Source organism: Terribacillus sp. AE2B 122, assembly GCF_902497585.1.
In the GTDB taxonomy this organism is placed as follows: domain Bacteria; phylum Bacillota; class Bacilli; order Bacillales; family Amphibacillaceae; genus Terribacillus; species Terribacillus saccharophilus_A.
Genome location: NZ_LR700943.1, coordinates 100,923 through 123,489, shown reverse-complemented (window position 1 = coordinate 123,489; position 22,567 = coordinate 100,923). Strand labels below are relative to the sequence as shown.

Sequence of the window (22,567 nt, the reverse complement as noted above, 5' to 3'; positions counted from 1 at the left end):
TCATGGAAGTATTACAAGAAGCTAATATTTTAATGAACACAAAATTGGACAATCAGGAAGATGCTATCCGGAAAGCCGGCCAAATTCTTGTGGATAATGGCTATGTTAATGCAACATACGTGGATAAGATGATCGAACGAGAAGCATTAACGTCAACTTATATGGGTAATTTCGTAGCTATCCCGCATGGTACAGAAGATGCTAAGGGCGAGGTCATCGCTTCCGGTATCTCTATCATCCAAGCACCAGAAGGCGTTACATTCGATGGCAATGAAGTAAAGCTTGTTTTTGGTATTGCCGGTAAAAACAATGAACATTTGGATATCCTTTCGCAAATTGCTATCGTTTGCTCAGAAGAGGAAAACATCGAAAAGCTTGTGAATGCAACAAGCAAGCAAGAGATCATTGATATGTTCTCTGAGGTTGATGCGTAATGAAGAGCGTACACATTGGTGCCGGCAATATCGGCAGAGGATTTATCGGTGCCCTTCTTTCTCACGCCGATGTACATGTTACTTTTGCTGATGTAAACAGTGACATCATCTCTGCTTTGAAAGAAAAGCAGCAATATGAAGTCGTCTACGCACAGGAAGAAGCACATTCTGAAACGATAACCGGTGTTACGGGTTTGAATAGTGCCACAGAAGAAGAAGCAGTCATCAAAGCAATTGCAGAAGCTGATCTTGTTACAACTGCGGTAGGTCCATCTATCCTACCTCATGTTGCACCTGTAATTGCCAAGGGACTTGTTCAGCGTGCAAAACAGCCTAAACCGGTCCATGTTATTGCATGTGAGAATATGATCCGCGGCTCCAGCCAGCTACGCGAGTTCGTCATCTCTCACATCGATGAGCAGGACATGGAAAATGTAGAAAGCTATACAGCATTCTGCGATGCTGCTGTAGATCGGATTGTTCCGATACAGGAGCAGCAGGATTTGCTGACAGTCCAGGTAGAACCTTACTTCGAATGGGTTGTGGAAAAGAAAAACTGGCAGGGCGAACTACCAGACATCAAAGCAATTACCTTTGTTGATAATCTGGAGCCTTATATTGAAAGGAAGCTTCTGACAGTTAATACAGGTCATGCTGCTATTGCTTATGCAGGATATGCCAAAGGCTATGACACCATCATTGATGCTATTAATGATGAAGAGATTCTGAATCTGGCTAAACAGGCACTAGAAGAAACTAGCTCCTTATTGCAGGAAAAATGGGACTTTGAGGAAGAAGACCTTACTCACTACATTACAAAGATCCTTCAGCGTTACCAGAATCCGTATATTTCCGATTTGGTAACACGCGTGGGTCGTGGCCCTATCCGCAAGCTTGGTCCGAAGGATAGATTAGTCTATCCAGCACAATCATTGTTAGAGCAAGGCAAATCAGCTGATGCGCTGCTTACTACTATCGCTTATGCATTGGAATTCGATCCAGAAGACGACGATGAAGCGAAAGAATTGCAGGAACGCATTAAGTCTGAAGGAGCTGCTTCAACGCTGTCACATATTAGCGGGCAGCCTAAAGACAGTGAACTAGTTGCAAAAGCAATTGAAAAATATAACCAACAAAAAGACAGAGCATAAAGCGTGACCAAAAAGAGAGTCTATCCGTTCCATTCTGAACGGATAGACTCTCTTTTTTACGCTATATATTTCATTAACTTCATAATGCATCTCAAATTAACGATAAATATATTCAAAACCTCTGCATGCCTTTACACAAGCCCGAATCAACATGTGGAAGTTCCAGAATATAAGATCCATAATATACAAACCTTTTTCCATCTTTATTACTCTTTCATGTTAGACTGGCAGAATAGTTCCTGCCACTCAATTAGTAAGCACTATCACTCTCCGCAACGAATCGTTGAACTGTTTCAATGTTGTGTTTGATCGATTTTACTGTAGGCATGGATGCACTAAAATCCTCCATACCGACATACCCATCATACCCAACTGCTTTTAGATCAAGAAGTACTTGTTTCCAATTCACAGCTCCTTTTTCGATTGGTGCCCACTGCACGGACCAATCAACAGTTCCATCCGTGTGTGTTTGTCCCCTCTGCCAGATTGCATTTTTAACATGTACATGTGCAAGATAATCGCCTAACAATTCTAGCCCCATTCTGTAATTCTCATAACCTTCGTGCACCATATTACCGGGATCATACAGAACTCCGATGTTATCAGGATCATATGAACAAACTAACTGATATGCCATACTTGCGCTAGGTGCAATTGTGTGGTGATGTGTCTCTACTAATCCTTTTACTTTATAATGTTTACACATCTGCTCAACTTCATTTAAATACCTTAACGCAGAATTAAATAACTCTTTATAGTGCTGGGAACGATTATAAACAGGAATCCCAACACGGATAGTGGAAGCACCTAGTTTTTTAGCAGCCTGCAGCGCGAGTTCTGTTGACTCCAAGTCACCAGCAGTTAAGTATGGAAGTACACTTAACATGTTAATGCCGCTATCTTCTGCTTTATCTTTTAAAACTTGTATGTCATAGTCCGTTATCGAGGGGGAAATTGTACACAGGTTATTCCTCCAATAACTCGGTTCTTCACTTTTAAAGTCAGCCGGTGTTTCACTGAACCGCCACTCTACAGCTGTGTAGTTGGTGTCTTTCAAATAGGCAATCAATGTTTCAGGCGTGATATCCGGAGTCATTACTGAATAAATAGAAAACTTCACTTTATTACACTCCTTTTATATGCTGTTTTAAAGAAAACCATGCTTTGAAGCACTGAACATCAGAAGTGAAGAAATGCCTATAACACATGCATGCTTGATCTAAGCTAGATAATTCACATTATAGCGGATGTATATGATTAACGCATGAAAAAACCTGACCACAGATTAAATCTGTAATCAGGCACGTTATGATCAATCTTTTCATTTTGTCTTCAATAAACGCTTTTGCATCCAAATAGCTGCCTGCATGCCATCACCCATTGCGATGCTCACCTGCTCGGAATGTACCGTCACATCTCCGGCAGCCCAGACACCTTCTACATTTGTTTCCTTAGTGCGGGGATTATTTTCGATATGCTTGTTCTTATGAAGCTCCACACCAAGTGATTCTGCCAGCTTGCTGTTCACTCGATTTTTACCGAAGGCGACAAAAGCTTTTTCCGCCCACAGCTTTTCACCATTTACTATAAAACCTTCCAATTGATCCTCTTCGTCTAGTACGACTTCCTGAATCGGCTGATCATAGTATTCGATTGAGTTCTTTTTCAATTCCTCGAACGTTTCCTCGGACACGGGCTCCTGCTCGTGATTCACAAAGACAATATCGTTTGACCAGTAAGAGAGCATAATGGCTAAATGAGCCCCTGCTTCTCCTGTACCAGCTATAACAGTCCGCTTTCCGCTGATTTCGTATCCATCGCAATCTGGGCACACATACACATCTGTGCCAAGCAGCGGATACAGTTCTTTGATTGGTATCCGATCTGTTATTCCAGTGGAAAACAACAGAAGTTTTGTATCATGCGTATGCCCGTCTGCTGTTTTGACTGTGAAGCCTTCCTTCCACTTCTCCACTTCTACTGCTTCCTGCTGTTCGATCTTTATACAGCCATACGAGTCGATCTGCTTCCTGCCAAGCTCAAGCAAATGATTTCCTGAAACACCCTCTGGCCAGCCGATCAAATTGTGGTAGCTTTTACACCAATGCGATCTTCCATCATTTCGCTTATCCAAAACTAGTACATCTCGCTTGTATCTGCCGAACTGGATTGCAGCTTGAATACCTGCAATTCCGCCGCCTACAATAATTACATCATACATTTACTTGCCTCCTATTAATTAAACTGCACCTATAGCAATGTTTCTGCGCCATCCGCATAAAGAACGCTCCCTGACATATGACCGGAAGCATCCGATGCCAGAAAGCAGACAATAGAAGCTACGTCCTCTGGTTTTCCAGGCTCTCCTTTTAATGGGTGCTGACCTTTGGGAAAGATTTTAGGAATCGTCACTTCTGCCAGATGCTCCTCATCCTTCTTCGTCCGTTTTTCAATATTCGTTTCGATTCCACCTGGGCAAATGACATTTACTCTAATTCGATAAGCTGATAATTCTAATGCAGCCATTTTACCGAAGGCAGTTTCTGCTGCTTTTGAGGCACTATACGCACTCATCCCGAAACCCGAGAACGTACGATTGCCATTTATCGAACTTGTGATGATAATACTTCCGCCATTGCTTTTCATGTAAGGGATAGCGAACTTGACCGTCAAGAATGTCCCCTTCGCATTCGTTCCAAGCGTCTTGTCCCAATCTTCTTCAGGTAAATGTTCAATAGGAGAAAGTGTTCCATTGATACCCGCATTTGCAAAAACGATGTCCAGTTGTCCGAACTTTTTAAGCACTTGCATGTACGCCTGTTGCAGCTGCATGCTATCTGCTACGTCGACTTTAGCTGCTATCGCCGCACCTCCAGCAGTCTTGATTTCGGCTGCTGTTTTCTCTACAGCAGAAGCGTCCATATCAAACAGCCCTACCTGAACACCTTTTTCAGCGAGCATAATTGCAGCTGCCTTTCCGATACCAGATCCAGCTCCAGTCACAACCGCTACTTTCCCATTCAAAGATGCGTCCATCCCGTCATCCACTCCTTCATCTATCTACTAGTTATTTCCTTACTGATCCCGAAGTAAAACCCCGTTCATTAAAAAAGAGTATCCGTGTAGGATACTCTTCCATGGTTAGTCCTGGCTTTCCAGCGCCAAGCGAATATGAGCCAAATGATGTTTGCCATGCCAAGCATATATTCCGATATTCTCCTTCAAGCTTACTTCACCTGATTCCGGATGCTGGAATGTTCGCTCCAGCTGTTCAGCAGTAAGCGCGCGCAACAGAACAACCCATTTACGATGTATGGATGCAAGCAGGTCCAAAGCAGTTTGTGGAGGCATGTCATAGTCTGGCAGTTTGGCCCATTCTGCTTCTTCGTATGGCTTAATGATTGGACTTTCTTCTGTCAACGCCAATTTGAAACGGATGAAGGAATTGAGATGACTGTCAGCTACATGATGTACAAGCTGTTTAATATTCCAGCCGCCTTCCCGATATGTATGCAGAAGTTCTGATTCCGACAGCCCCTTCACTAGCGATATGACCTGCTCTGGCAGCTGACTTATTTCCTCTATCCACCGCTTTATTTGCTCCTCCGATATAGTGCCTTCCTGTTGAAACTGACCGATAGGAAATCTTTTGTCCATCAAACCCCTCCCCTGTATTTAATTTAGATAATCTTACCATAAAAAAAGACTGTACCCAATTGGGCACAGTCTACATATCAGGATACTTGTGAAGCAGCGTTTGCTTCGGTAATTCGGGCTTCTGACTCTTTATCGAAGAAATGTACTTGCTCCATATCGAACAATAGCGTCCGCTTATCCTTGCCCTTGATATCCGAACGGGCATCAACACGAGCAACGAATTCCTGGCCAGCCATGTCTGCGTAAAGGAAGCTCTCAGCACCCATCAATTCGACTACATCGATTGTTGCTTCCACTTCATGAGCATGGGCGAGGCTTTCTTCATAATCTGCATCGTGGATATGCTCCGGCCTGATTCCCATCACGACCTCTCCGTTGCCATAGCCTGCTTCCTGCAGCATTTTCTTTTTAGCCGGCGGAAGCTGGAATGTAACATCTCCAAGCTTTGCTTTGCCCTCCTGGATCGTCACGTTGAGGAAGTTCATAGATGGAGAACCGATGAAGCCGCCTACGAACATGTTATTTGGATTATCATAAACGTCCTTCGGTGCACCTACCTGTTGGATGATGCCGTCTTTCATGACAACAAGGCGGCTTGCCATCGTCATCGCTTCTGTCTGGTCATGTGTTACGTAGATAGTGGTAGTCTGCAAGCGTTGATGCAGCTTCTGGATTTCTGCTCGCATCTGTACCCGCAGCTTCGCATCCAAGTTGGAAAGCGGCTCATCCATGAGGAATACTTTCGCATCACGTACAATCGCACGTCCAAGTGCCACCCGCTGACGCTGACCACCGGAAAGGGCTTTCGGCTTCCTGTTTAAGTAGTCTGTCAAACCAAGAATCCGGCTAGCCTCCTGGACACGCTTATCAATTTCATCCTTTTTGAATTTACGCAGCTTTAGACCAAATGCCATATTATTGTATACGTTCATATGAGGATACAGCGCATAGTTTTGGAATACCATTGCAATATCTCTATCCTTTGGCGGAATATCGTTCATTTTTTCTCCGTCCATATAGAAGTCACCGCCTGAGATTTCTTCCAGACCAGCAATCATACGTAAAGTCGTTGATTTCCCGCAACCGGAGGGACCAACGAAAACGATGAATTCTTTGTCATCTATCTCTAAGTTGAAATCTTCAACTGCCATAACGTTCTTATCATAGACTTTCTGGATATTCTTCAACTGTATTTTAGCCAATGTAAGCGCCTCCTTTTATATATCTTTACTTTACCTTGTTTCGTCTTTAAATTCCATTTGTCACTTGCACAAAATGTAAGCGCTTTTATTGTGCGATATGCTAAGAAGCGCAGCATTAGCTGCGCTTCATGTATCCTTCTTCCAAAAGTAATGCATCATCCAAATAAACTGTCGGAGCTTTCACAACGCAATCGATATGGACACCAGCAGCTATCGTGCCTCCAAAGGTGTTATTGCTGCCAAAAGCGATGTGAATCGTCCCATAAACTTTCTCATCCTCCAGGACGTTGCCAGTGATTCGGGCTTTTTCATTCGTACCGACACCGAATTCAGCTACATTGCGGCCATCACCATTCCCAAGCATTTGCAGCAGCATCTCTCCTTGCCTGCCGGTAGCAGCTGTCAAACTTCCTTCTTCCATTGTAAGGAGAATCGGTTCATCCAGCTTGCCTAAACCAGAAATTGAGCCATCGATCCATATACGTCCTGAAGCTGTACCTTCCAAGGGCGCAATGAATGCTTCACCAGAAGGCAGGTTTCCGGATTGTCCTTTTTCCCGGTAGATACCGGTACTTGGTACGCCGCTGCGGCCTTGGATAGAGAAGCTTAGCTCTTCCCCATCTTTTCTGATTATTACTTGCTTTGATTGGCTCAATTTTTCCGTTACCTCAAAGGTCATTTTTTCAACTGTATCGTAATCTGCACTTATTGCGCCTTCCAAAAACATATCATATGTAATACCAGGCATCGTCGCCACGCGAACTCCAGCTGCTACTGCATCCTTTTTTGCCTGTGTATGTGTGATGGAATGCTCCGTAATACAAACAGCCACATCACAATGCTTCATTGCTTCTGTCACACCGCTCGGCGGTTCCTGACCGGACTTCTCCCTATCTTGCATAACAAGCAGCAATGTTTCAGATCCGATTGATCTGCCAGCTGCATAGAGTGCTTCCGCCAGTTCCTTCTTACTGTCATCTGTGACGATAAGCAAGGTTTCTTCTTTTTTCAGTGCCAGACTGCTCCTCAATACATTCCTGCTATTCTCCACTAATTTACTTCCCATAGGGTATCCCTCCTGTTTCTTCCTATTATACACAAAGAACCCGCCTGCTTAAGCAGACGGGTTCTGATTCAGATGAATAGAAGCAAACTAACAGCCATTACCATCATGCCGCTGATTAATCCATAAATGGATGTATGACCTTCATCGTATTTCTTAGCAGCTGGAAGCAGACCATCAAGTGAGATAAAGACCATGATTCCCGCCACAGCAGCAAAGATAACTCCGAACATGATGTCGTTCAAGAATGGCATTAGAACAAGGTAAGCAAGAACAGCTCCTACTGGTTCCGAAAGACCAGATAAGAAAGAAAGACCAAAAGCCTTCTTCTTATTACCCGTCGCAAAGTAGACTGGCACTGCAACAGCAATCCCCTCCGGAATATTGTGGATGGCGATTGCAATGGCAATCGCTATCCCAAGTGAAGGATCCTGCAAGGCAGACGTAAAGGTAGCAATACCTTCCGGGAAGTTATGGATGGCGATAGCCAATGCAGTGAAAGTACCCATTTTGAGCAAGGCCTGATTCTGTGTCGGATTATCCATCTCTTCGACTTTCTTGCCTTCATGGGGATTTGATTGCTTAGGTATCAACTTATCGATTAGGGCAATGAGGAGCATTCCGCCGAAGAATCCCCCAACAGTTGCCCAGTTACCTGCCTGGATGCCCATGGCACCAGTTAAAGCGTCTTTCGCTTTTATGAAGATTTCGACCATCGAGACATAAATCATTACCCCGGCAGAAAACCCGAGACTGAGTGATAGAAATTTTGTATTTGTTGTAGAAGTAAAAAATCCCATCAGACTGCCTATACCTGTTGCAAGGCCAGCCATCAAAGTCAAACCTAAGGCTAGTAATACATTTTCGTCCATCATTGCCCTCCTTGTTCTGCTGTCATTCTCTATTTCTCTTATTATGCACTATAACAATAAAGTTTCCTAGTAGAAACTTTTAAACATGAAAAAGCCCTTTCCATCCATACTATATGGCGATGTCCTGCCTAAGTTTCCAAGAAAAAAGCTGGCATCAATTGCCAGCCACAATTTATTCCAACGCCTCGACAAACTCCATATTAACCAGCTCTTCGTATTTATAATCTCCCTTGTACACACCTGTCTTCGTCACTACATCCATCGTCTTATCAGTTGCTTCCTCCGTTATATAGCCATCCTTGCTCCATAGCTCATCAGCATATGCTCGATCCAGTGATGCTTGCAGGCTCGCTTCTTCTGTTGTAGGGAACTCCTTCTTTAATACCCGCATCGCCAGCTCTTCATCCTCATCCACCGCTTTTAAAGCCTTTGTAATAGCTTCTACAAATTTCTGGACAGTTTCAGGATCCTCATCGATAGTGGATTGCTTTACACTGATAACGCTGTACGGATAATCTCCTAAACTAGGAAACCCATAGAAAGGTTCATTCCAAACCCCTTTTTCAATACCTTCGTATATTTGAGGTTCCGCTCCATTGGCAATATCCGCCTGACCATTCTCTACTAACGATACGACTGCACTTGCATCGGCAGGCTCCTCAAGCAAAACGTCTTTACCTGGCTCCATGCCAAGTTCCATGATTAAATAACGCGTCAGTAAGTTAGGGCTGCCGCCGTAGCGTCCAGCTGCAATCGTTTTTCCTTCCAGGTAAGCTGCCAATTCTTCCTCTGATGCTCCTGCGGGAGGTGTGTCTCCGTCTGCCATCAAGTAGACATTAGCACGGTTAACAACGTTAACGACTGATACGATTGGGTCATTAGAATCAATATTAGCAAGGGCATTCGAATCCGGACCAGCGATATTACCCCAGGCATCTCCGCTTACAACGGTTGTCACGTGCGCTCCGCCAGTTGCGGTTACTACTTCTACATCCAGTCCTTCTTCCTCAAAATATCCTTCATGGATTGCTGCATACAGTGGCAGGTAGCCAGTCAAATGCACTGGTTCTGCAATAGTAATTTTCTTCAGCTTCTCTTCCTCACCGCCACCCGTACATCCTGCCAGAATACCAAGCAAAACTGCCAAACAAATAACACCAAACAACCGTACTTTACTCATTGGACACCTCCTATTGTTTCGGCTCTTGACCGCGAAGCAATAACTTTTCTAAACTGACTGTCCCTGCGTACATGAGCATAGATAATAGAGACAATACAACGACACCTACCCAAACAAGGTCAATATCTAAAATCTGTCCTGCATAAAGGATCATCCTGCCGATCCCTTGGCGGGAACTGATGAATTCTCCGACAATTGTCCCTGCAAGCGCCAATGCGATATTGATTCGCAGACTGCTGACAATCCAAGGCATCGTTGTCGGGACAACTACTTTCATAAACACGTGTCTGCGTTTTGCTCCTAAGGAATAGAGCAGCTTTTCCAGATCATTATCAATTGCTTTGATTCCGCTATGAGCTGCCAGTGCAGTGACAATGACAGTCATCAGGAAGGCGAGCATCACTTTGGAAAAGAACCCGATGCCGAAAAGAATGACGATGACTGGACCAAGTGCCAGCTTCGGTATCGCATTGAAAGCAATCAGGTATGGTTCAGATATTCTGGAATAGTAAGCAGACCACCAAAAAGACAGTCCAATCAATGATCCAAAAAACGTTCCTGACACAAAGCCAGCAAGTGTGGCAAGCGACGTATAGACTAAATCATCCCAAAGCGAGCCTTCCAAAAAGGCGACCTTGGCAGTTTCATAGATTGTGCTTGGACTGCTCCAATAATAAGGATCCATCACTTCGTATCGTGTCAGAACCTCCCATAGTACAATCACCAGTATCCCAAGACCAATCTGACCGCCAAAAACAATTCGCTTCATTCGCTGCTGGCGTTTTTTCTCATCCTCGATGTATCGTTTCTTTTCAGGTTGTGCCATTGTCTTTCGGTTCCTCTCTAAGCAAATCCAGCAATTTTTGCTTTAATGATATGAAATTGTCCGACAGCAATGTCTCTTCCCCGCGCGGCCGCTCCAATTCCACGTGAATCTTTGCCTTCAGCTTGCCGGGGCGATGGGACAGAACATAAATATCATCTGATAAGTAAATAGCTTCATCTATATCGTGAGTGATGAATAGAATAGTCTTCTGAAAGTCTTCCCAAATACGGAGCAGCCACCCCTGCATCTGCAGCCTTGTCTGTGCATCCAGTGCCCCGAATGGTTCATCAAGCAGGATAACATCCTGGTCATAAAGCAGCGTTCGCAATAATGCTGCCCGCTGTCTCATACCGCCTGATAACTCTGGCGGATAATTGTTTTCAAATCCCTTTAAACCATATCTTTCTAGTAATGGCTGTGCCTTCTTTCTTGCCTCTCGTTTCGAAACACCCTTGATTTCCAAACCGAGAATCACATTATCCAAGATTGTCCGCCATGGCAGCAGCAGATCTTTTTGAAGCATATAACCAACATAACCACTCTTACCGACAATATTCTGCCCATCCAAAAGGATTTTTCCAGTGGTCGGTTTGATAAGCCCGGCAATCATATTAAAGAGTGTCGACTTGCCGCAGCCACTGGGGCCAATAATACCGACAAAGCGTCCAGCAGGTATTTGCATTGTTGTCTCTTGCAATGCAACAACTTCCTGTCCGTCGCGTCTGAATATCTTGCTAGCATCAACGACCTTTAATTTATACATTGCGCCACTCCTGTCATTTCTATAGACCCATCATACGCAGGAGTGTGCTAAATGATTACAAATTTATAGCATGTCCAGCACAATTTTCCTTATTTCTGCAAAAAGCACAAAAAAAACAGCCTGCACAGTCGGATATGCCACGCAACATATCACCTGTACAAGCTGTAAGACAAGCCGAACAATGCATTCTGCTTGCAAATGAGAGGGATTAACCGAGAACATGACGAATGTTGCCTATTGGTTACAGTTCGTTTGTTACCCGAAAATCTTACCCTTACTTTAGCATAGGAAATATAGGATAACAGTAATCTTGTAAGGTAATTTGACATCCTTTTTATAAAAAAACATGACTGATTCACAATAGTCACAACATGATTTTCACTCTGGATAAGAACCTAACAGAAGTTTTATAGATGGAGGAGCCGCTTCGGCAGAATCTCCGCTTTCCTGCGGGCGGCTGGTGAGCCTCCTCGCGCTTCGCACTCCGGGGTCTCACCTAGGCCTTCTTCACGCGGGAGTCTCCGTATACTGCCTGCGCTTATCGAGTGTATTTTCCTAAACCATAGAATCCTTCTACGAAATATAATAAAAAACAAAAAAACCGAACTCTAGGGCGATATCAATTCAGATTTCCCCTAAATTTCGGTTTTTAATGAGCTAGATTACTTTTTTCCCAGCATTGTAATTATCATAATACTTTACTTAAGAAAGCCTTTGTCCGTTCTTCCTTCGGATTATTGAAAATATCCTCCGGTTTTGCTTCCTCTACGATATAACCGCCATCCATGAATAGCACTCGATCGCCGACTTCGCGCGCAAAGCCCATTTCATGCGTCACAACAATCATTGTCATGCCTTCGTTCGCAAGCTGCTTCATGACTTCAAGCACCTCTCCGACCATTTCTGGATCTAGGGCAGATGTTGGTTCATCGAAGAGCATCACCTTCGGCTCCATGCACAAGGCGCGGGCAATAGCCACACGCTGCTTTTGTCCTCCGGAAAGCGATTCCGGATATACGCCAGCTTTATCTTCCAAACCGACCTTTCGAAGCAGTGATAATGCCTTTTCTTCCGCATCCTGCTTTTTCCACTTGCGGACGACCATCGGAGAAAGCATAATATTTTCCATTACTGTCTTATGTGGAAACAGGTTGAACTGTTGGAATACCATCCCAACATCTGTCCGCACTTTATTGATGTTCACTTTTCTCTGAGAGATATCAGTTCCTTCTATATAAACATGACCACCCGTAATATCCTCGATTCGGTTGAGACACCGAATGAAAGTGGACTTCCCGGAACCGGAAGGGCCGATAACGACGACTACTTCTTTTTCCTCTATTTCGACGTTAATGTCCCGCAGCACCTCGAGATCGCCGAACGACTTTTTTAGGTTTTTTACGCTGATCATCTGTCGCATACTTCCTTTCTAAAAAGCTCTGTACATATGATAATACTAAACAAACAACGAAATATAAAACGGCAACCGCCAAATATGGCTCCCAGACTCTCGAATACGCTCCAACTGCTACTCTTCCCCAGTAGAACAGTTCCGGTGCAGCAATGACAGCTCCAAGTGAAGAATCCTTCACCAACACAATAAATTCGTTGCCAAGCGGCGGAATCATCCGTTTGAATGCCTGCGGCAGCACGACATGCCGCAGCACCTGTGCATGGTTCATTCCAAGACTATATGCAGCTTCTCGCTGCCCCTTATCGATGGAGTTGATACCAGCGCGGAAGATTTCTGCAATATAAGCTGCTGAATTCAATGCCAATGCAACAATTAATGATATAAGCGGCTCCGGCGGCTTAATGAAAATCGGCATCACCGCAAAGTGAATCAAAAAGATCTGTACTAACAGCGGGGTACCTCTGAAAATATTCACATACCAAATGAACGGCAGCCGAAGTATTGGGTTAGACAAGCTTTTCCCCATCCCGATCACTAATCCAATTAAAGCCCCAACGAGGAATCCAATCAAGGACGCCAGGATTGTATATCCGAGACCTCTCATAAAGAAAGGTAAATATTCGCTAATGATTTCCCATCTAAAATCCATTTCTCTCACCTCAGTATAGCTGATAAATCAAAACATAAATATAGCGTAACGGTTATTCGTTACGCTATATGATTCTTCTTATGGCTGTGCGCTTTCCAGCGCTTCGATATCCGGTGTGCCTTCAAACCACTCTTGATAGATTTCCTCATACGTTCCGTTTTCCATGATCGTTTGAATAGCTTTATCTATTTGTTCTTTATACTCACTGTCCTTCGGAAGCAGCATACCGTAGTATTCCTGATCAAAGTTCTCGTCATCTTCAACTAAAGTAAGATTGGCATCAGGATTATTTTTTACATAATGCTGAGCTACTGCGATATCGGTCACTACAGCCTCTACGTCACCGTTTTGCAATGCCATCATAGTTGCTGCTGATGAATCATACTTAGAAAGATCGCTGCTGTTCTCCCCAACGAGTTTCTGTGCAGCTTCATCACCAGTAGTACCGTTCTGTACGCCGATCTTCATCCCTTGAAGATCCTCGGCTGATTGAATATCCGTTCCTTCCGGTACAGCGATAACCTGTGTTGCTTCGAAATAAGGCGCAGAGAAGTCATATGTTTCTTTTCTCTCATCCGTTATTGTAATACCAGCCATTCCAGCTTGCAGCGTCTCATCATCTACTCCGACTAGCATTGGATCCCAGCCAGTGTTTTCGTATTCATAATCGAGACCTGCTTCTTTCATAACCGCATCCAGCAAATCTGCATCAAATCCAACAATCTTATCACCTTCCATTGATTCAAAAGGAGCGAAAGTTGCTTCTGTTCCGATAGTAAGCTTCTCCTCACCGCCAGAACCGCTTGATTCGTTATTAGATATACATGCACTTAAGAATAAAACACTAACAAGTCCAGCAGCTGCCATAAGCTTTTTTACTGATTTCATAGTTGATCTCCCTTTTCTATCTATATTGTAAACTTACAATAAAATCTATAATTATTCATTCTGGTTCATTTATTTTACATAACATCTTATGCCTTGTAAATATAAAATTAGAACAAATCGTTACTTTTCGACTATTTACGCATTTTAAATTGTCAGTATATTGCGATTTTGTGTTACAGTACACGTATACCACAGGAAAGCAGGGGAATATATGACATCATCCAGCAAGGTATTTGCAAAGGAATTCGAGCAGCTTTTGGATCTGCAGCAAGTACGCGACGCACTGTATTTTCTCAAGCAAGATAATGAACAGACGACAAGGGATCAGATAGAAGTAACGGAAGTGGAGGCGCCTCCATTCAAAGAAGAAATCCGTGCATCCTTTTTTAAGGAGAAACTGGCAGCATTCGGCTTGGAAGACTTAAAGACTGATGACGAAGGAAATGTATATGGCATACGAAAAGGCAGCGGCAGCGGACCCACGGTTGTTATAGCAGCTCATTTGGATACCGTCTTCCCTGCAGGTACAAATGTGAAAGCCAAAGTAGAAGAAGGAATCGTCTACGCTCCTGGAATCGGTGATGACGGACGTGGTTTAGCAGTATTACTGACCTTGTTGCGTACTTTGGAAGAAAATAAGATCGAAACAGAAGGAGATATCGTCTTTCTCGCTGATGTCGGCGAAGAAGGTCTAGGCGATTTACGCGGTATGAAAGCATATTTCCGGGACAATACATATGTGGATGGCTTCATTTCTGTGGAGCCAGGTGCTCCTGGTGACTTGATTTATTGCGGCGTCGGCAGTAAACGCTATAACGTAACCTTCAAAGGAAAAGGCGGACACAGCTTTGGAGATTTCGGTACTTCAAGTGCCATCCATGCAGCAGGGCGCGCGATCGCTGCGTTAGCAGATTTGACTGTTCCTAAAGATCCGAAGACAACATATAATGTAGGCACGATTCATGGCGGTACATCCATCAATACTATTGCCCAGCACGCAGGATTTCAGCTGGATTTACGTTCTGTTTCTAGTGATGCTCTTGCAGAGTTAGAGGCTAATGCACTTGCAATTATTGAAGAAGCAGCACAAGCTGAAGGCGAAGCACGACAGCAGCCGGGCAGCATTTCAGTTACGACAGAGGTGGTTGGAGACAGACCTGCAGGCAGCCAGCCAAAAGATGCCCCGATTCGTCATATTGCTTTGCAAGCTGCTGAAGTTCTTGGAATTGAGGTCGAACGGGAAGAACCGCTAAGTACCGATGCAAATGTTCCGATCAGCCTGGGTATTCCTGCACTTACACTCGGCGGTGGCGGTAACAGCGGTGGACACCATACGCTGGAGGAGTTCTTCGATCCGACTGATGCCTTTTACGGCCCGCAGCGAATTCTGCTTGCCCTGCTTGGAATGGTTGGCATAAAAGATTCTGTCGCTTCCATGCTTCCTGTCCGAAACTAAAAAATGAGCAGGTGCCTCTTATGGCCCCTGCTCATTTTTTCAATTATGCGGAGGATATTCGTATTGGATATCGTCCCACTTACGTGAATACTTAACACTCAAGTCTACCCCTTCAAAATACCATGCATCTGATCGTTCGACGAAGAATGTGATTCCTTGTACTTCCTCGGTCGTAATTGGGTCATTTGGCTGTTCCGCAGTAATACCAAGTGAAAATCCTTCTTTAATGCCGCCAATTCCGCCATAACGAACATAAAAACGCACAGCACTGCCAGGTTCAAGGTCCATTTCTTGAACAAACCAGTTTGATGCGGGTTTTGTAATGGAGATCTGCATAATTTCACCCCTTCTATACAACTATAACAAATAGTGACAAAGTGTACCTCATTCGACAAAAATCAAAGTAAAACATTGATAATTATTAATAAAAAGTTTACAATCTCTAGAGGATAGTTTACAAAAATTTATCATTATATGTTCCCGGGAACATCCCTATTTAAACACCATTCGGAGGTTTTGTAATGTTCAAGAAGAAACAAGACAAATTCTCTTTGCTTTTATCCGATATAGCAAAGAATATTGATGAGACAGCTGACTTTTTTGTTACGTATAAAGTGAAGGATGCAGCGACTTTATCCGAGTTCTCCAATAAATTGAAGGAATTTGAGACAAAGGGTGATCAGCTTGTACATACGATCATCAAGGAATTGAACCACGCCTTTATCACACCTATCGAGCGCGAAGACATCCTTCAGCTTACGAACAGCTTGGACGATGTACTTGATGGAATAGAAGAATTCTCTGGAATGATGGATACATACGGCATCTATTCTTCCGATAGCTTCATCGATCAATTCACAGAAGAAATTCGTGCTTGTGCAAAAGAAATCTTGATTACAATCGATTTACTTTCTCACAACAAATTAAAAGAAATCCAAGAACATGCAATAAAAATCAAGGAACACGAGCAAAACTGTGACACAATCTTCCGTAAATCCTTGAAACAGCTATTCCAGAACGAAAAAGATCCAATCAAGGTAATTCAGTACAAAGAGTTGTACTACATCCTGGAAGAAATCGCAGACAGCTGCCAATCTGTTGCGAACAATCTTGAGACAATCATCATGAAGAATTCGTGAGGCGTAAACAATGGATGTTTTATTAGTATTAACTATTCTAACTGTCATTTTCGCTCTTGCATTCGACTTCATCAACGGATTTCATGATACTGCCAATGCTATCGCAACATCTGTTTCGACAAAAGCCTTGAAACCAAGACATGCTATTATCATGGCTGCAGTCATGAACTTCGTTGGTGCCATGACTTTTACTGGAGTTGCTAAAACAATCACTAGTGATATCGCAAATCCTAACGACATTGTCAACGGCTCTGTCGTTATCCTAGCTGCCTTGATTGCAGGAATTGCATGGAACTTGATTACATGGTATTACGGAATCCCGAGCAGTTCTTCCCATGCCATCATTGGTTCTCTTGCAGGTGCAGTCATTGCGTCAAGCGGATTTGCTATTCTTAATTTAGACGGATTCCTAAAGATCTTGCAAGCATTGATCATTTCTCCGATTTTGGCTTTTGTTGTAGGTTTCATATTATATAACATCATCAAGCTAATTTTCCGGGAAAAGAACTTACCGAAGACGAACAAGAATTTCCGTCGGGTACAGATTTTTACTGCGGCACTGCAATCATTCACCCATGGTACGAATGACGCCCAAAAAGCAATGGGAATCATCACGATGGCGTTAATTACAGCAGGTCTGCATACAACATCTGATATTCCATTCTGGGTTCAAGCTGCCTGTGCGACTGCTATGGGACTTGGTACTTCAATAGGTGGCTGGAAAATCATCAAAACTGTTGGCGGTAAGATCATGAAGATCCGTCCAGTGAACGGCGTTGCAGCTGATTTGACTGGAGCCTTCATCATTTTCGGTGCCACTTTTATTCACTTGCCAGTAAGTACAACGCACGTTATTTCTTCCTCTATCATGGGGGTTGGTGCAGCTCACCGACGTAAAGGTGTTAACTGGGGTACTGCGAAACGCATGATCATCACGTGGTTCATTACACTGCCGATTACAGCTTGTCTGGGTGGTCTGATTTATTACATCTTGAACATTTTCTTTTAAATATAACGAAAAGCACGCTTGGAATTAACCAAGCGTGCTTTTTTTAATCTTTTCGCAAGCGTCTTGCTAACACATTTCCGAATGTCTGCATTGCCTGTACAAGTATGATCAGGATGATGATAACGACATACATAACGACAGGCTCGAAACGCAAATGTCCATATTGATATGCCAAATCTCCAAGACCGCCAGCTCCGACAAGACCCGCCATTGCTGTGGCTCCAATCAAACCGATTGTCGCAATCGTCAAACCAAGGATCATCGTTGATCTGGCTTCTCTTATGATAACGCTCCAAATAATTTTAGTTGTGGAAATTCCCATCGATTCATAAGCCTCGATGACTCCTTTATTCACTTCAAGTAATGCTGACTCCATTAAACGCGCAATATAAGGCGCTGTATAGACAACAAGCGGAAGGATAACTCCTTCAACACCTATTGTAGTTCCGACCAAGGCTCTTGTCAGAGGCAATAGCAAGAACAAAAGGATGATGAAAGGAATAGATCGGATAACATTGATGATTGTATTCACTATTGAATAAAATACCCGGTTCTCTGCTTGTCCGCCTTTTCTTGTCATGACCAGTAAAATACCTAATGGCAATCCAATCAGGATTGAAATAGCTAAAGAAATACCTGTCATTAGCAGTGTCTGCCAAAATGCCTCGGTGATGTCAGTGCCCCATTCTGTCCAGAACTCAATCATGACGCCACCTCCTCAACCGTTACGTGCTGCGACTCCAAGTACGATATTGCTTTCTCCACTTCTGCTGGATCTCCTTGCAAATGGATAAGCAATTTACCAACGGAGCTAGCTTTCAGCTGATCGATTCCGCCCGCCAGTATACTTGGAACAACTTCAAATTTCTTTGTAATCGCTGCAAGAAACGGCTCATTCGAAGCTTCTCCGATAAACGTCAGTGAAACGAGACGCCCTGTAGCAGAAAGTCCTTTCTTCACGCTGTCCGGAACTTGGAAATTTGCATCATCAAAGACAAACTTCCGTGTCTGCGGATGTTGCGGTTTGGTGAAGACATCGATAACGGATCCTTCTTCCACCAGTTCTCCATGGTGCATAACACCAACACGATCGCAAATACGCTGGATGACATCCAGTTCATGTGTAATCAGGAAGATAGTGATGCCAAGTTCCTTGTTCACTCTGAGCAGCAGTTCAAGAATGGAAGACGTCGTATTCGGGTCCAAAGCACTTGTTGCTTCATCACTTAACAGCACTTCAGGTTCTTGAGCAAGTGCCCTTGCGATAGCTACCCGCTGTTTCTGACCACCTGATAATTGGGCCGGATAGACATTTTTCTTTTCTTCCAGACCTACAATCTTCAGATATTTATCAACACGTTCTTTAATTTCATGCTTCGGCACTTTACTAAGCTTCAGCGGTCTAGCAATGTTCTCATAAACTGTTGCTGTCGACAGCAAATTAAAATGCTGGAATATCATACCGATTTTCCCTCTTGCTTTACGAAGCTGCCATTTTTTAAGCTTAGTAAGATCTACACCGTCGATGAATACTTCGCCTTCAGTGGGACGCTCCAGTAAATTGGCACAGCGGATCAGGGTACTTTTCCCTGCTCCGCTGAATCCGATTACGCCATAGATTTCACCTTTATTTATTTTCAAGGAGACGTCTTTCAACGCCTCCACTTTCTTCTTGCCCGTGGTAAAGGTCTTCGATACATTTTTCAGTTCAATCATATTGCTTCCCCCTTACCAGCTTGGAACAACGGATCCTTGGAATTCATCTTCCACAAACTGTTTTACTTCATCAGATTGATAGATTTCTTGAATCTTCTTCACAACTTCATCGTCCGTGTTCGCTGATCTTACAACAAAGTAGTTGGACCATGGGTTGTTTGCAGATTCCTCTGCAAAGATAGCATCATCATTGATATTCAAATCAGCACCCATTGCAAAGTTCGTGTTGATTGCCGCTGCTGCTACTTCCGGAAGCTGAGCTGGCAGCTGAGAAGCATCCAATTCAACGATTTCCAGATTCAGTGGATTTTCAACGACATCTTTAGCCGTTGCAGAGTTCTCTGCTTCTGGATCTACTTTCAATACTCCTGCTGTCTCAAAGAGTTTCAACGCACGATATTCGTTGGCAGGATCATTCGGTACAGCGATTTTGTCGCCTTCTTTCAATTCGGAAATATCCGAAATCTTATCTGTATAGATACCCATTGGGAACGTAAGTGTCTTAAATACTTCTTTTAGTTCATATCCTTGATTCTTTACTTGATCTTCTAGAAAAGGAAGTGTTTGATAGCTGTTCGCATCCAGGCTTCCATCATCTAACGCACTGTTTGGTGTATTATAATCATTGAATGTTTTGATTTCTACATCGATACCTTCATCGGCTGCTAGTTCTTTCACTTTTTCCATCACTTGCTCATGAGGTCCGCCGCTGACGCCGACCAATATTTTGTCATTTGCTAGTGCAGCAGATTTATCATTGCCGCATGCCGCTAAGAATAATGCTAATAATCCGATAAGTCCAAAGCTTAAGATTTTTTTCATGTTGCTCTCCCCTTTTTTCTTCGCTGTCATCAACTACAATAAAAAAGCGCCTCTCTAGATTAAGAGAGGCGCATGGTATTCGTATGCACTAATTCTCTTATCTCTCAGTACGGCTTTCACCGTCTGCAGGAATTAGCACCTAGATCATTGATCTGGTTGCCGGGCTTCATAGGACCTGTTCCTCCACCGCTCTTGATAAGAATTTCATTATACTTTTGTTGTTGATCTGTTTGTTACTTTACCTTCCAATCTAGTTATTGTCAATATAATTTTAAAATTTATAGAAAAATCAATCTGTTTTTTTGTATTAGGATAGCAGGAGAGTATGCAGTCATTTGACTCAGCCGAAGAATACGAGAATATACGACCACAGACCTTTAAAACAAGCGATTGATCAAGCGGCAAAAATCAACAGAAGTTTACATCTATCCTTTGTTACCCCCTTAGATAACGCTTCCTCCCAAGTGAATTATGGCGATTTCAACGGATTTTTAAATCTATATATGTAATCTGAACATTTTACTTGGAGTATACTATTTCTCATTAAAAATTATTTAAAACTGGTTTAAATCACAGCATGCTTGAGAACTATGAATGATTTTAAAGACCGCAAATTATAATTTTTAACACAATAAAAAGCCGGATGAAAACATCCGGCTTTCCTGTGTACAAGGCCTCCCAACACATACGTACACACACTTACTCTCTCTGTATACCAAAGCGGGCATTGATTTGCCCACGCAGCATTTGCTGGCGGCTCTCTCTTTCCGCTTCCTTCCTTTTGTCTCTCAGCATCTGCTGACGGATTTCGAAGGTTTGCACACCCTCTTCCCTTTTGTTGGCGATCTCGATCAATTGCTCTACATCCGAAAAAGAGTACTTGCGATTTCCCTTCGCTGAACGTTCAGGAAAAATGAGCTTGCGTTCCTCGTAATAACGAATTTTACGTTCAGTCAGACCAGTCAGTTCACTCACAATTCCTATTGTGATCACTTTCCTGTTCTTGTAAGAAGGCTCATTACTCATCTGTTCACCTCATCACCATGTGCTGTTACTACACATTATACCGTATTTATCCAATCATCCTAGTGTTGTGTGAGGAAACCTAACAAACAACAAAATAGTTCGTCAGCATCGCTTACATGTTTAATGCAAAGTAATTCGGCTATAAGTATACTGAACGTAACAGTAAATAGGAAACACTGAAAGGAGCGTCAAGCACGTGGCACATGATCAGGAAGCCCTTGATTTAGCCCAACAGATTGTAGAACTCGACCTGAAGCGCGATGAGTACTGGGAGGATCTTGCAGCCCTTGCAGGAGACAGAGCATTCGAACTGCTTCGACTCGTTCAGAATAGATGACATGAAAAAAGGAGACCTGCGAAATAGGTCTCCTTTTTTTATTTCACGTAATTTGGATAGTCTGTAATGATACCATCGACACCTGCTCGAATTAAGGGTTGTACTTCGCCAGGAGCCCGAATTGTCCAAGGCATAATCCGCATGCCACGTGTATGAATCCTGCCAACCAACGTATCATCCTGCGTAACATTAGTGAAATGCGTATTCACATAGTCTGCATACGTAGATATTTTATCAAGTTTACGATTTGTAAGGTCTGCACTTCTTGACGTTAGTACACCAAGCGGAACTTGCGGCAACAGCTGCGACAGATATGCAACAGATCCGAAGTTAAAAGATTGCAGAATCACTTCTTCATAAAGAACATTAGCTAATTTATATCTTTCCAGCAGCTCAGCTACTGCTTCCTCTATTCCATCGTAAAGCTCTGGTGACTTTAATTCGATAAGGAATTTTGTTTTTCCTTTATACCTTCTGATTATATCTTCTAACAGTGGGATGCGCTGACCTTCATATACGGAATCATATCCAGCGCCTACATCATAAGATTGTAAGGCGGTAAATGCAAGATCCTTCACATATACAGTCTCTTCCGGGGCATCAGCAGCTGTACGATTGATTGATGTGTCATGTATGACGACAAGCTGACCATCCTTTGTCATTTGAACATCCAGCTCGATGAAATCGGCTTGCATCTCTACAGCCAAGTCAAAGGCTGCAATTGTATTTTCAGGTGCAAATCCGGAAGCACCGCGATGAGCAATGACTGGCAGGATACCATTTTGCACGGACTGACTATCAAGCGATCTTGTAGTTACGGACTCGTACGATGGACTAATCTGATTCATCATTCGATCATCTCCCTGTAAGTATCTGGATTGTAATCTTTGCAATATGGAAAGTACAAGAATTGGACGGTGATCTTTATTCATCTTCTTTGTACTTTCAATATAACGACCTTTT

Annotated in this window: 25 protein-coding genes and 1 riboswitch; of the genes, 6 read left to right on the top strand and 19 right to left on the bottom strand. The window is 43.2% G+C overall.

Going from position 1 to position 22,567, the window contains the following annotated elements; all coding sequences use genetic code 11:
- Positions 1-2 precede the first annotated feature (2 nt).
- Complete coding sequence (locus AE2B122_RS05925) at positions 3-434, top strand: PTS sugar transporter subunit IIA (RefSeq protein WP_095219183.1); 432 nt, start codon at positions 3-5, stop codon at positions 432-434.
- The gene (locus AE2B122_RS05920) at positions 434-1,585 is read left to right on the top strand and encodes a mannitol-1-phosphate 5-dehydrogenase (RefSeq protein ID WP_175073367.1); all 1,152 of its coding nucleotides are present in this window, start codon (positions 434-436) and stop codon (positions 1,583-1,585) included. The genes AE2B122_RS05925 and AE2B122_RS05920 overlap by 1 nt, the downstream gene beginning before the upstream one ends.
- A gap of 250 nt (positions 1,586-1,835) precedes the next feature.
- Here the strand turns inward: AE2B122_RS05920 and AE2B122_RS05915 are convergent, their stop codons facing one another.
- From AE2B122_RS05915 to AE2B122_RS05855, 13 genes are all read right to left on the bottom strand, one after another.
- Positions 1,836-2,705 carry a sugar phosphate isomerase/epimerase gene (locus AE2B122_RS05915; RefSeq protein WP_175073366.1) on the bottom strand — a complete coding sequence of 290 codons (870 nt, stop codon included), beginning with the start codon at positions 2,703-2,705 and terminating at the stop codon, positions 1,836-1,838.
- A 201-nt stretch (positions 2,706-2,906) separates the two neighbouring features.
- A complete protein-coding gene (locus AE2B122_RS05910; RefSeq protein WP_175073365.1) occupies positions 2,907-3,806 on the bottom strand; it encodes an NAD(P)/FAD-dependent oxidoreductase in 900 nt (299 codons plus the stop codon).
- A 29-nt stretch (positions 3,807-3,835) separates the two neighbouring features.
- Positions 3,836-4,621 carry an SDR family NAD(P)-dependent oxidoreductase gene (locus tag AE2B122_RS05905; RefSeq protein WP_095219179.1) on the bottom strand — a complete coding sequence of 262 codons (786 nt, stop codon included), beginning with the start codon at positions 4,619-4,621 and terminating at the stop codon, positions 3,836-3,838.
- Between the two features lie 105 nt (positions 4,622-4,726).
- Positions 4,727-5,245 carry a YfiT family bacillithiol transferase gene (locus AE2B122_RS05900; RefSeq protein ID WP_254593432.1) on the bottom strand — a complete coding sequence of 173 codons (519 nt, stop codon included), beginning with the start codon at positions 5,243-5,245 and terminating at the stop codon, positions 4,727-4,729.
- Between the two features lie 74 nt (positions 5,246-5,319).
- Positions 5,320-6,444 carry an ABC transporter ATP-binding protein gene (locus tag AE2B122_RS05895; RefSeq protein WP_095219177.1) on the bottom strand — a complete coding sequence of 375 codons (1,125 nt, stop codon included), beginning with the start codon at positions 6,442-6,444 and terminating at the stop codon, positions 5,320-5,322.
- 115 nt (positions 6,445-6,559) lie between these two features.
- A complete protein-coding gene (locus AE2B122_RS05890; protein WP_175073363.1) occupies positions 6,560-7,510 on the bottom strand; it encodes an aminopeptidase in 951 nt (316 codons plus the stop codon).
- A gap of 68 nt (positions 7,511-7,578) precedes the next feature.
- Positions 7,579-8,379 carry a zinc transporter ZupT gene (zupT, locus tag AE2B122_RS05885; protein ID WP_095219175.1) on the bottom strand — a complete coding sequence of 267 codons (801 nt, stop codon included), beginning with the start codon at positions 8,377-8,379 and terminating at the stop codon, positions 7,579-7,581.
- 172 nt (positions 8,380-8,551) lie between these two features.
- A complete protein-coding gene (locus AE2B122_RS05880) occupies positions 8,552-9,559 on the bottom strand; it encodes an ABC transporter substrate-binding protein (protein ID WP_175073362.1) in 1,008 nt (335 codons plus the stop codon).
- A gap of 10 nt (positions 9,560-9,569) precedes the next feature.
- Positions 9,570-10,385, bottom strand: coding sequence for an ABC transporter permease (locus tag AE2B122_RS05875; protein ID WP_175073361.1), 816 nt, complete (start codon positions 10,383-10,385; stop codon positions 9,570-9,572).
- On the bottom strand, positions 10,372-11,148 hold the full coding sequence (locus AE2B122_RS05870; RefSeq protein WP_175073360.1) for an ABC transporter ATP-binding protein: 777 nt from the start codon (positions 11,146-11,148) through the stop codon (positions 10,372-10,374). Before AE2B122_RS05870 ends, AE2B122_RS05875 begins: the two co-directional genes overlap by 14 nt.
- Before the next feature lie 688 nt (positions 11,149-11,836).
- A complete protein-coding gene (locus tag AE2B122_RS05865) occupies positions 11,837-12,559 on the bottom strand; it encodes an amino acid ABC transporter ATP-binding protein (RefSeq protein WP_175073359.1) in 723 nt (240 codons plus the stop codon).
- Complete coding sequence (locus AE2B122_RS05860) at positions 12,498-13,211, bottom strand: amino acid ABC transporter permease (RefSeq protein ID WP_095219170.1); 714 nt, start codon at positions 13,209-13,211, stop codon at positions 12,498-12,500. The genes AE2B122_RS05865 and AE2B122_RS05860 overlap by 62 nt, the downstream gene beginning before the upstream one ends.
- A gap of 78 nt (positions 13,212-13,289) precedes the next feature.
- Entirely contained in the window at positions 13,290-14,099 is an 810-nt protein-coding gene (locus AE2B122_RS05855; RefSeq protein WP_175073358.1) for a basic amino acid ABC transporter substrate-binding protein, read from the bottom strand.
- Positions 14,100-14,310: 211 nt separating this feature from the next.
- On the opposite strand from AE2B122_RS05855, the gene AE2B122_RS05850 reads away from it, so the two are divergent.
- On the top strand, positions 14,311-15,555 hold the full coding sequence (locus AE2B122_RS05850) for a M20/M25/M40 family metallo-hydrolase (RefSeq protein ID WP_175073357.1): 1,245 nt from the start codon (positions 14,311-14,313) through the stop codon (positions 15,553-15,555).
- A gap of 39 nt (positions 15,556-15,594) precedes the next feature.
- Here the strand turns inward: AE2B122_RS05850 and AE2B122_RS05845 are convergent, their stop codons facing one another.
- Positions 15,595-15,891 (bottom strand): HesB/YadR/YfhF family protein, encoded by a 297-nt coding sequence (locus tag AE2B122_RS05845; protein WP_095219167.1) that lies wholly within the window; start codon positions 15,889-15,891, stop codon positions 15,595-15,597.
- A gap of 185 nt (positions 15,892-16,076) precedes the next feature.
- Here AE2B122_RS05845 and AE2B122_RS05840 point away from each other — a divergent pair, with 185 nt between their 5' ends.
- Complete coding sequence (locus tag AE2B122_RS05840; RefSeq protein ID WP_175073356.1) at positions 16,077-16,694, top strand: DUF47 domain-containing protein; 618 nt, start codon at positions 16,077-16,079, stop codon at positions 16,692-16,694.
- 10 nt (positions 16,695-16,704) lie between these two features.
- Positions 16,705-17,703: an inorganic phosphate transporter gene (locus tag AE2B122_RS05835; protein WP_095219165.1), complete on the top strand. Its 999-nt coding sequence runs from the start codon at positions 16,705-16,707 to the stop codon at positions 17,701-17,703.
- A 43-nt stretch (positions 17,704-17,746) separates the two neighbouring features.
- Here the strand turns inward: AE2B122_RS05835 and AE2B122_RS05830 are convergent, their stop codons facing one another.
- The 4 genes from AE2B122_RS05830 to AE2B122_RS05815 form a co-directional block, all read right to left on the bottom strand.
- Positions 17,747-18,409: a methionine ABC transporter permease gene (locus AE2B122_RS05830; RefSeq protein WP_095219164.1), complete on the bottom strand. Its 663-nt coding sequence runs from the start codon at positions 18,407-18,409 to the stop codon at positions 17,747-17,749.
- On the bottom strand, positions 18,406-19,419 hold the full coding sequence (locus AE2B122_RS05825) for a methionine ABC transporter ATP-binding protein (RefSeq protein WP_175073355.1): 1,014 nt from the start codon (positions 19,417-19,419) through the stop codon (positions 18,406-18,408). Before AE2B122_RS05825 ends, AE2B122_RS05830 begins: the two co-directional genes overlap by 4 nt.
- Positions 19,420-19,431: 12 nt before the next feature.
- Complete coding sequence (locus tag AE2B122_RS05820; protein WP_095219162.1) at positions 19,432-20,241, bottom strand: MetQ/NlpA family ABC transporter substrate-binding protein; 810 nt, start codon at positions 20,239-20,241, stop codon at positions 19,432-19,434.
- A gap of 94 nt (positions 20,242-20,335) precedes the next feature.
- Positions 20,336-20,443, bottom strand: a riboswitch (SAM riboswitch).
- A gap of 497 nt (positions 20,444-20,940) precedes the next feature.
- Positions 20,941-21,267, bottom strand: coding sequence for a MerR family transcriptional regulator (locus AE2B122_RS05815; protein ID WP_038563668.1), 327 nt, complete (start codon positions 21,265-21,267; stop codon positions 20,941-20,943).
- A gap of 196 nt (positions 21,268-21,463) precedes the next feature.
- Here AE2B122_RS05815 and AE2B122_RS05810 point away from each other — a divergent pair, with 196 nt between their 5' ends.
- The gene (locus AE2B122_RS05810) at positions 21,464-21,604 is read left to right on the top strand and encodes a hypothetical protein (protein WP_175073354.1); all 141 of its coding nucleotides are present in this window, start codon (positions 21,464-21,466) and stop codon (positions 21,602-21,604) included.
- A gap of 38 nt (positions 21,605-21,642) precedes the next feature.
- Here the strand turns inward: AE2B122_RS05810 and AE2B122_RS05805 are convergent, their stop codons facing one another.
- On the bottom strand, positions 21,643-22,455 hold the full coding sequence (locus AE2B122_RS05805) for a glycerophosphodiester phosphodiesterase family protein (protein WP_175073353.1): 813 nt from the start codon (positions 22,453-22,455) through the stop codon (positions 21,643-21,645).
- Between the last annotated feature and the right edge of the window lie 112 nt (positions 22,456-22,567).

Coding starts and splice junctions, on each gene's coding strand:
- AE2B122_RS05925 (WP_095219183.1), top strand. CDS start 3: ATGGAAGTATTACAAGAAGCTAATATTTTAATGAACACAAAATTGGAC.
- AE2B122_RS05920 (WP_175073367.1), top strand. CDS start 434: ATGAAGAGCGTACACATTGGTGCCGGCAATATCGGCAGAGGATTTATC.
- AE2B122_RS05910 (WP_175073365.1), bottom strand. CDS start 3,806: ATGTATGATGTAATTATTGTAGGCGGCGGAATTGCAGGTATTCAAGCT.
- AE2B122_RS05905 (WP_095219179.1), bottom strand. CDS start 4,621: ATGGACGCATCTTTGAATGGGAAAGTAGCGGTTGTGACTGGAGCTGGA.
- AE2B122_RS05890 (WP_175073363.1), bottom strand. CDS start 7,510: ATGGGAAGTAAATTAGTGGAGAATAGCAGGAATGTATTGAGGAGCAGT.
- zupT (WP_095219175.1), bottom strand. CDS start 8,379: ATGGACGAAAATGTATTACTAGCCTTAGGTTTGACTTTGATGGCTGGC.
- AE2B122_RS05880 (WP_175073362.1), bottom strand. CDS start 9,559: ATGAGTAAAGTACGGTTGTTTGGTGTTATTTGTTTGGCAGTTTTGCTT.
- AE2B122_RS05875 (WP_175073361.1), bottom strand. CDS start 10,385: ATGGCACAACCTGAAAAGAAACGATACATCGAGGATGAGAAAAAACGC.
- AE2B122_RS05870 (WP_175073360.1), bottom strand. CDS start 11,148: ATGTATAAATTAAAGGTCGTTGATGCTAGCAAGATATTCAGACGCGAC.
- AE2B122_RS05865 (WP_175073359.1), bottom strand. CDS start 12,559: ATGATCAGCGTAAAAAACCTAAAAAAGTCGTTCGGCGATCTCGAGGTG.
- AE2B122_RS05860 (WP_095219170.1), bottom strand. CDS start 13,211: ATGGATTTTAGATGGGAAATCATTAGCGAATATTTACCTTTCTTTATG.
- AE2B122_RS05855 (WP_175073358.1), bottom strand. CDS start 14,099: ATGAAATCAGTAAAAAAGCTTATGGCAGCTGCTGGACTTGTTAGTGTT.
- AE2B122_RS05850 (WP_175073357.1), top strand. CDS start 14,311: ATGACATCATCCAGCAAGGTATTTGCAAAGGAATTCGAGCAGCTTTTG.
- AE2B122_RS05845 (WP_095219167.1), bottom strand. CDS start 15,891: ATGCAGATCTCCATTACAAAACCCGCATCAAACTGGTTTGTTCAAGAA.
- AE2B122_RS05840 (WP_175073356.1), top strand. CDS start 16,077: ATGTTCAAGAAGAAACAAGACAAATTCTCTTTGCTTTTATCCGATATA.
- AE2B122_RS05835 (WP_095219165.1), top strand. CDS start 16,705: ATGGATGTTTTATTAGTATTAACTATTCTAACTGTCATTTTCGCTCTT.
- AE2B122_RS05830 (WP_095219164.1), bottom strand. CDS start 18,409: ATGATTGAGTTCTGGACAGAATGGGGCACTGACATCACCGAGGCATTT.
- AE2B122_RS05825 (WP_175073355.1), bottom strand. CDS start 19,419: ATGATTGAACTGAAAAATGTATCGAAGACCTTTACCACGGGCAAGAAG.
- AE2B122_RS05820 (WP_095219162.1), bottom strand. CDS start 20,241: ATGAAAAAAATCTTAAGCTTTGGACTTATCGGATTATTAGCATTATTC.
- AE2B122_RS05815 (WP_038563668.1), bottom strand. CDS start 21,267: ATGAGTAATGAGCCTTCTTACAAGAACAGGAAAGTGATCACAATAGGA.
- AE2B122_RS05805 (WP_175073353.1), bottom strand. CDS start 22,455: ATGATGAATCAGATTAGTCCATCGTACGAGTCCGTAACTACAAGATCG.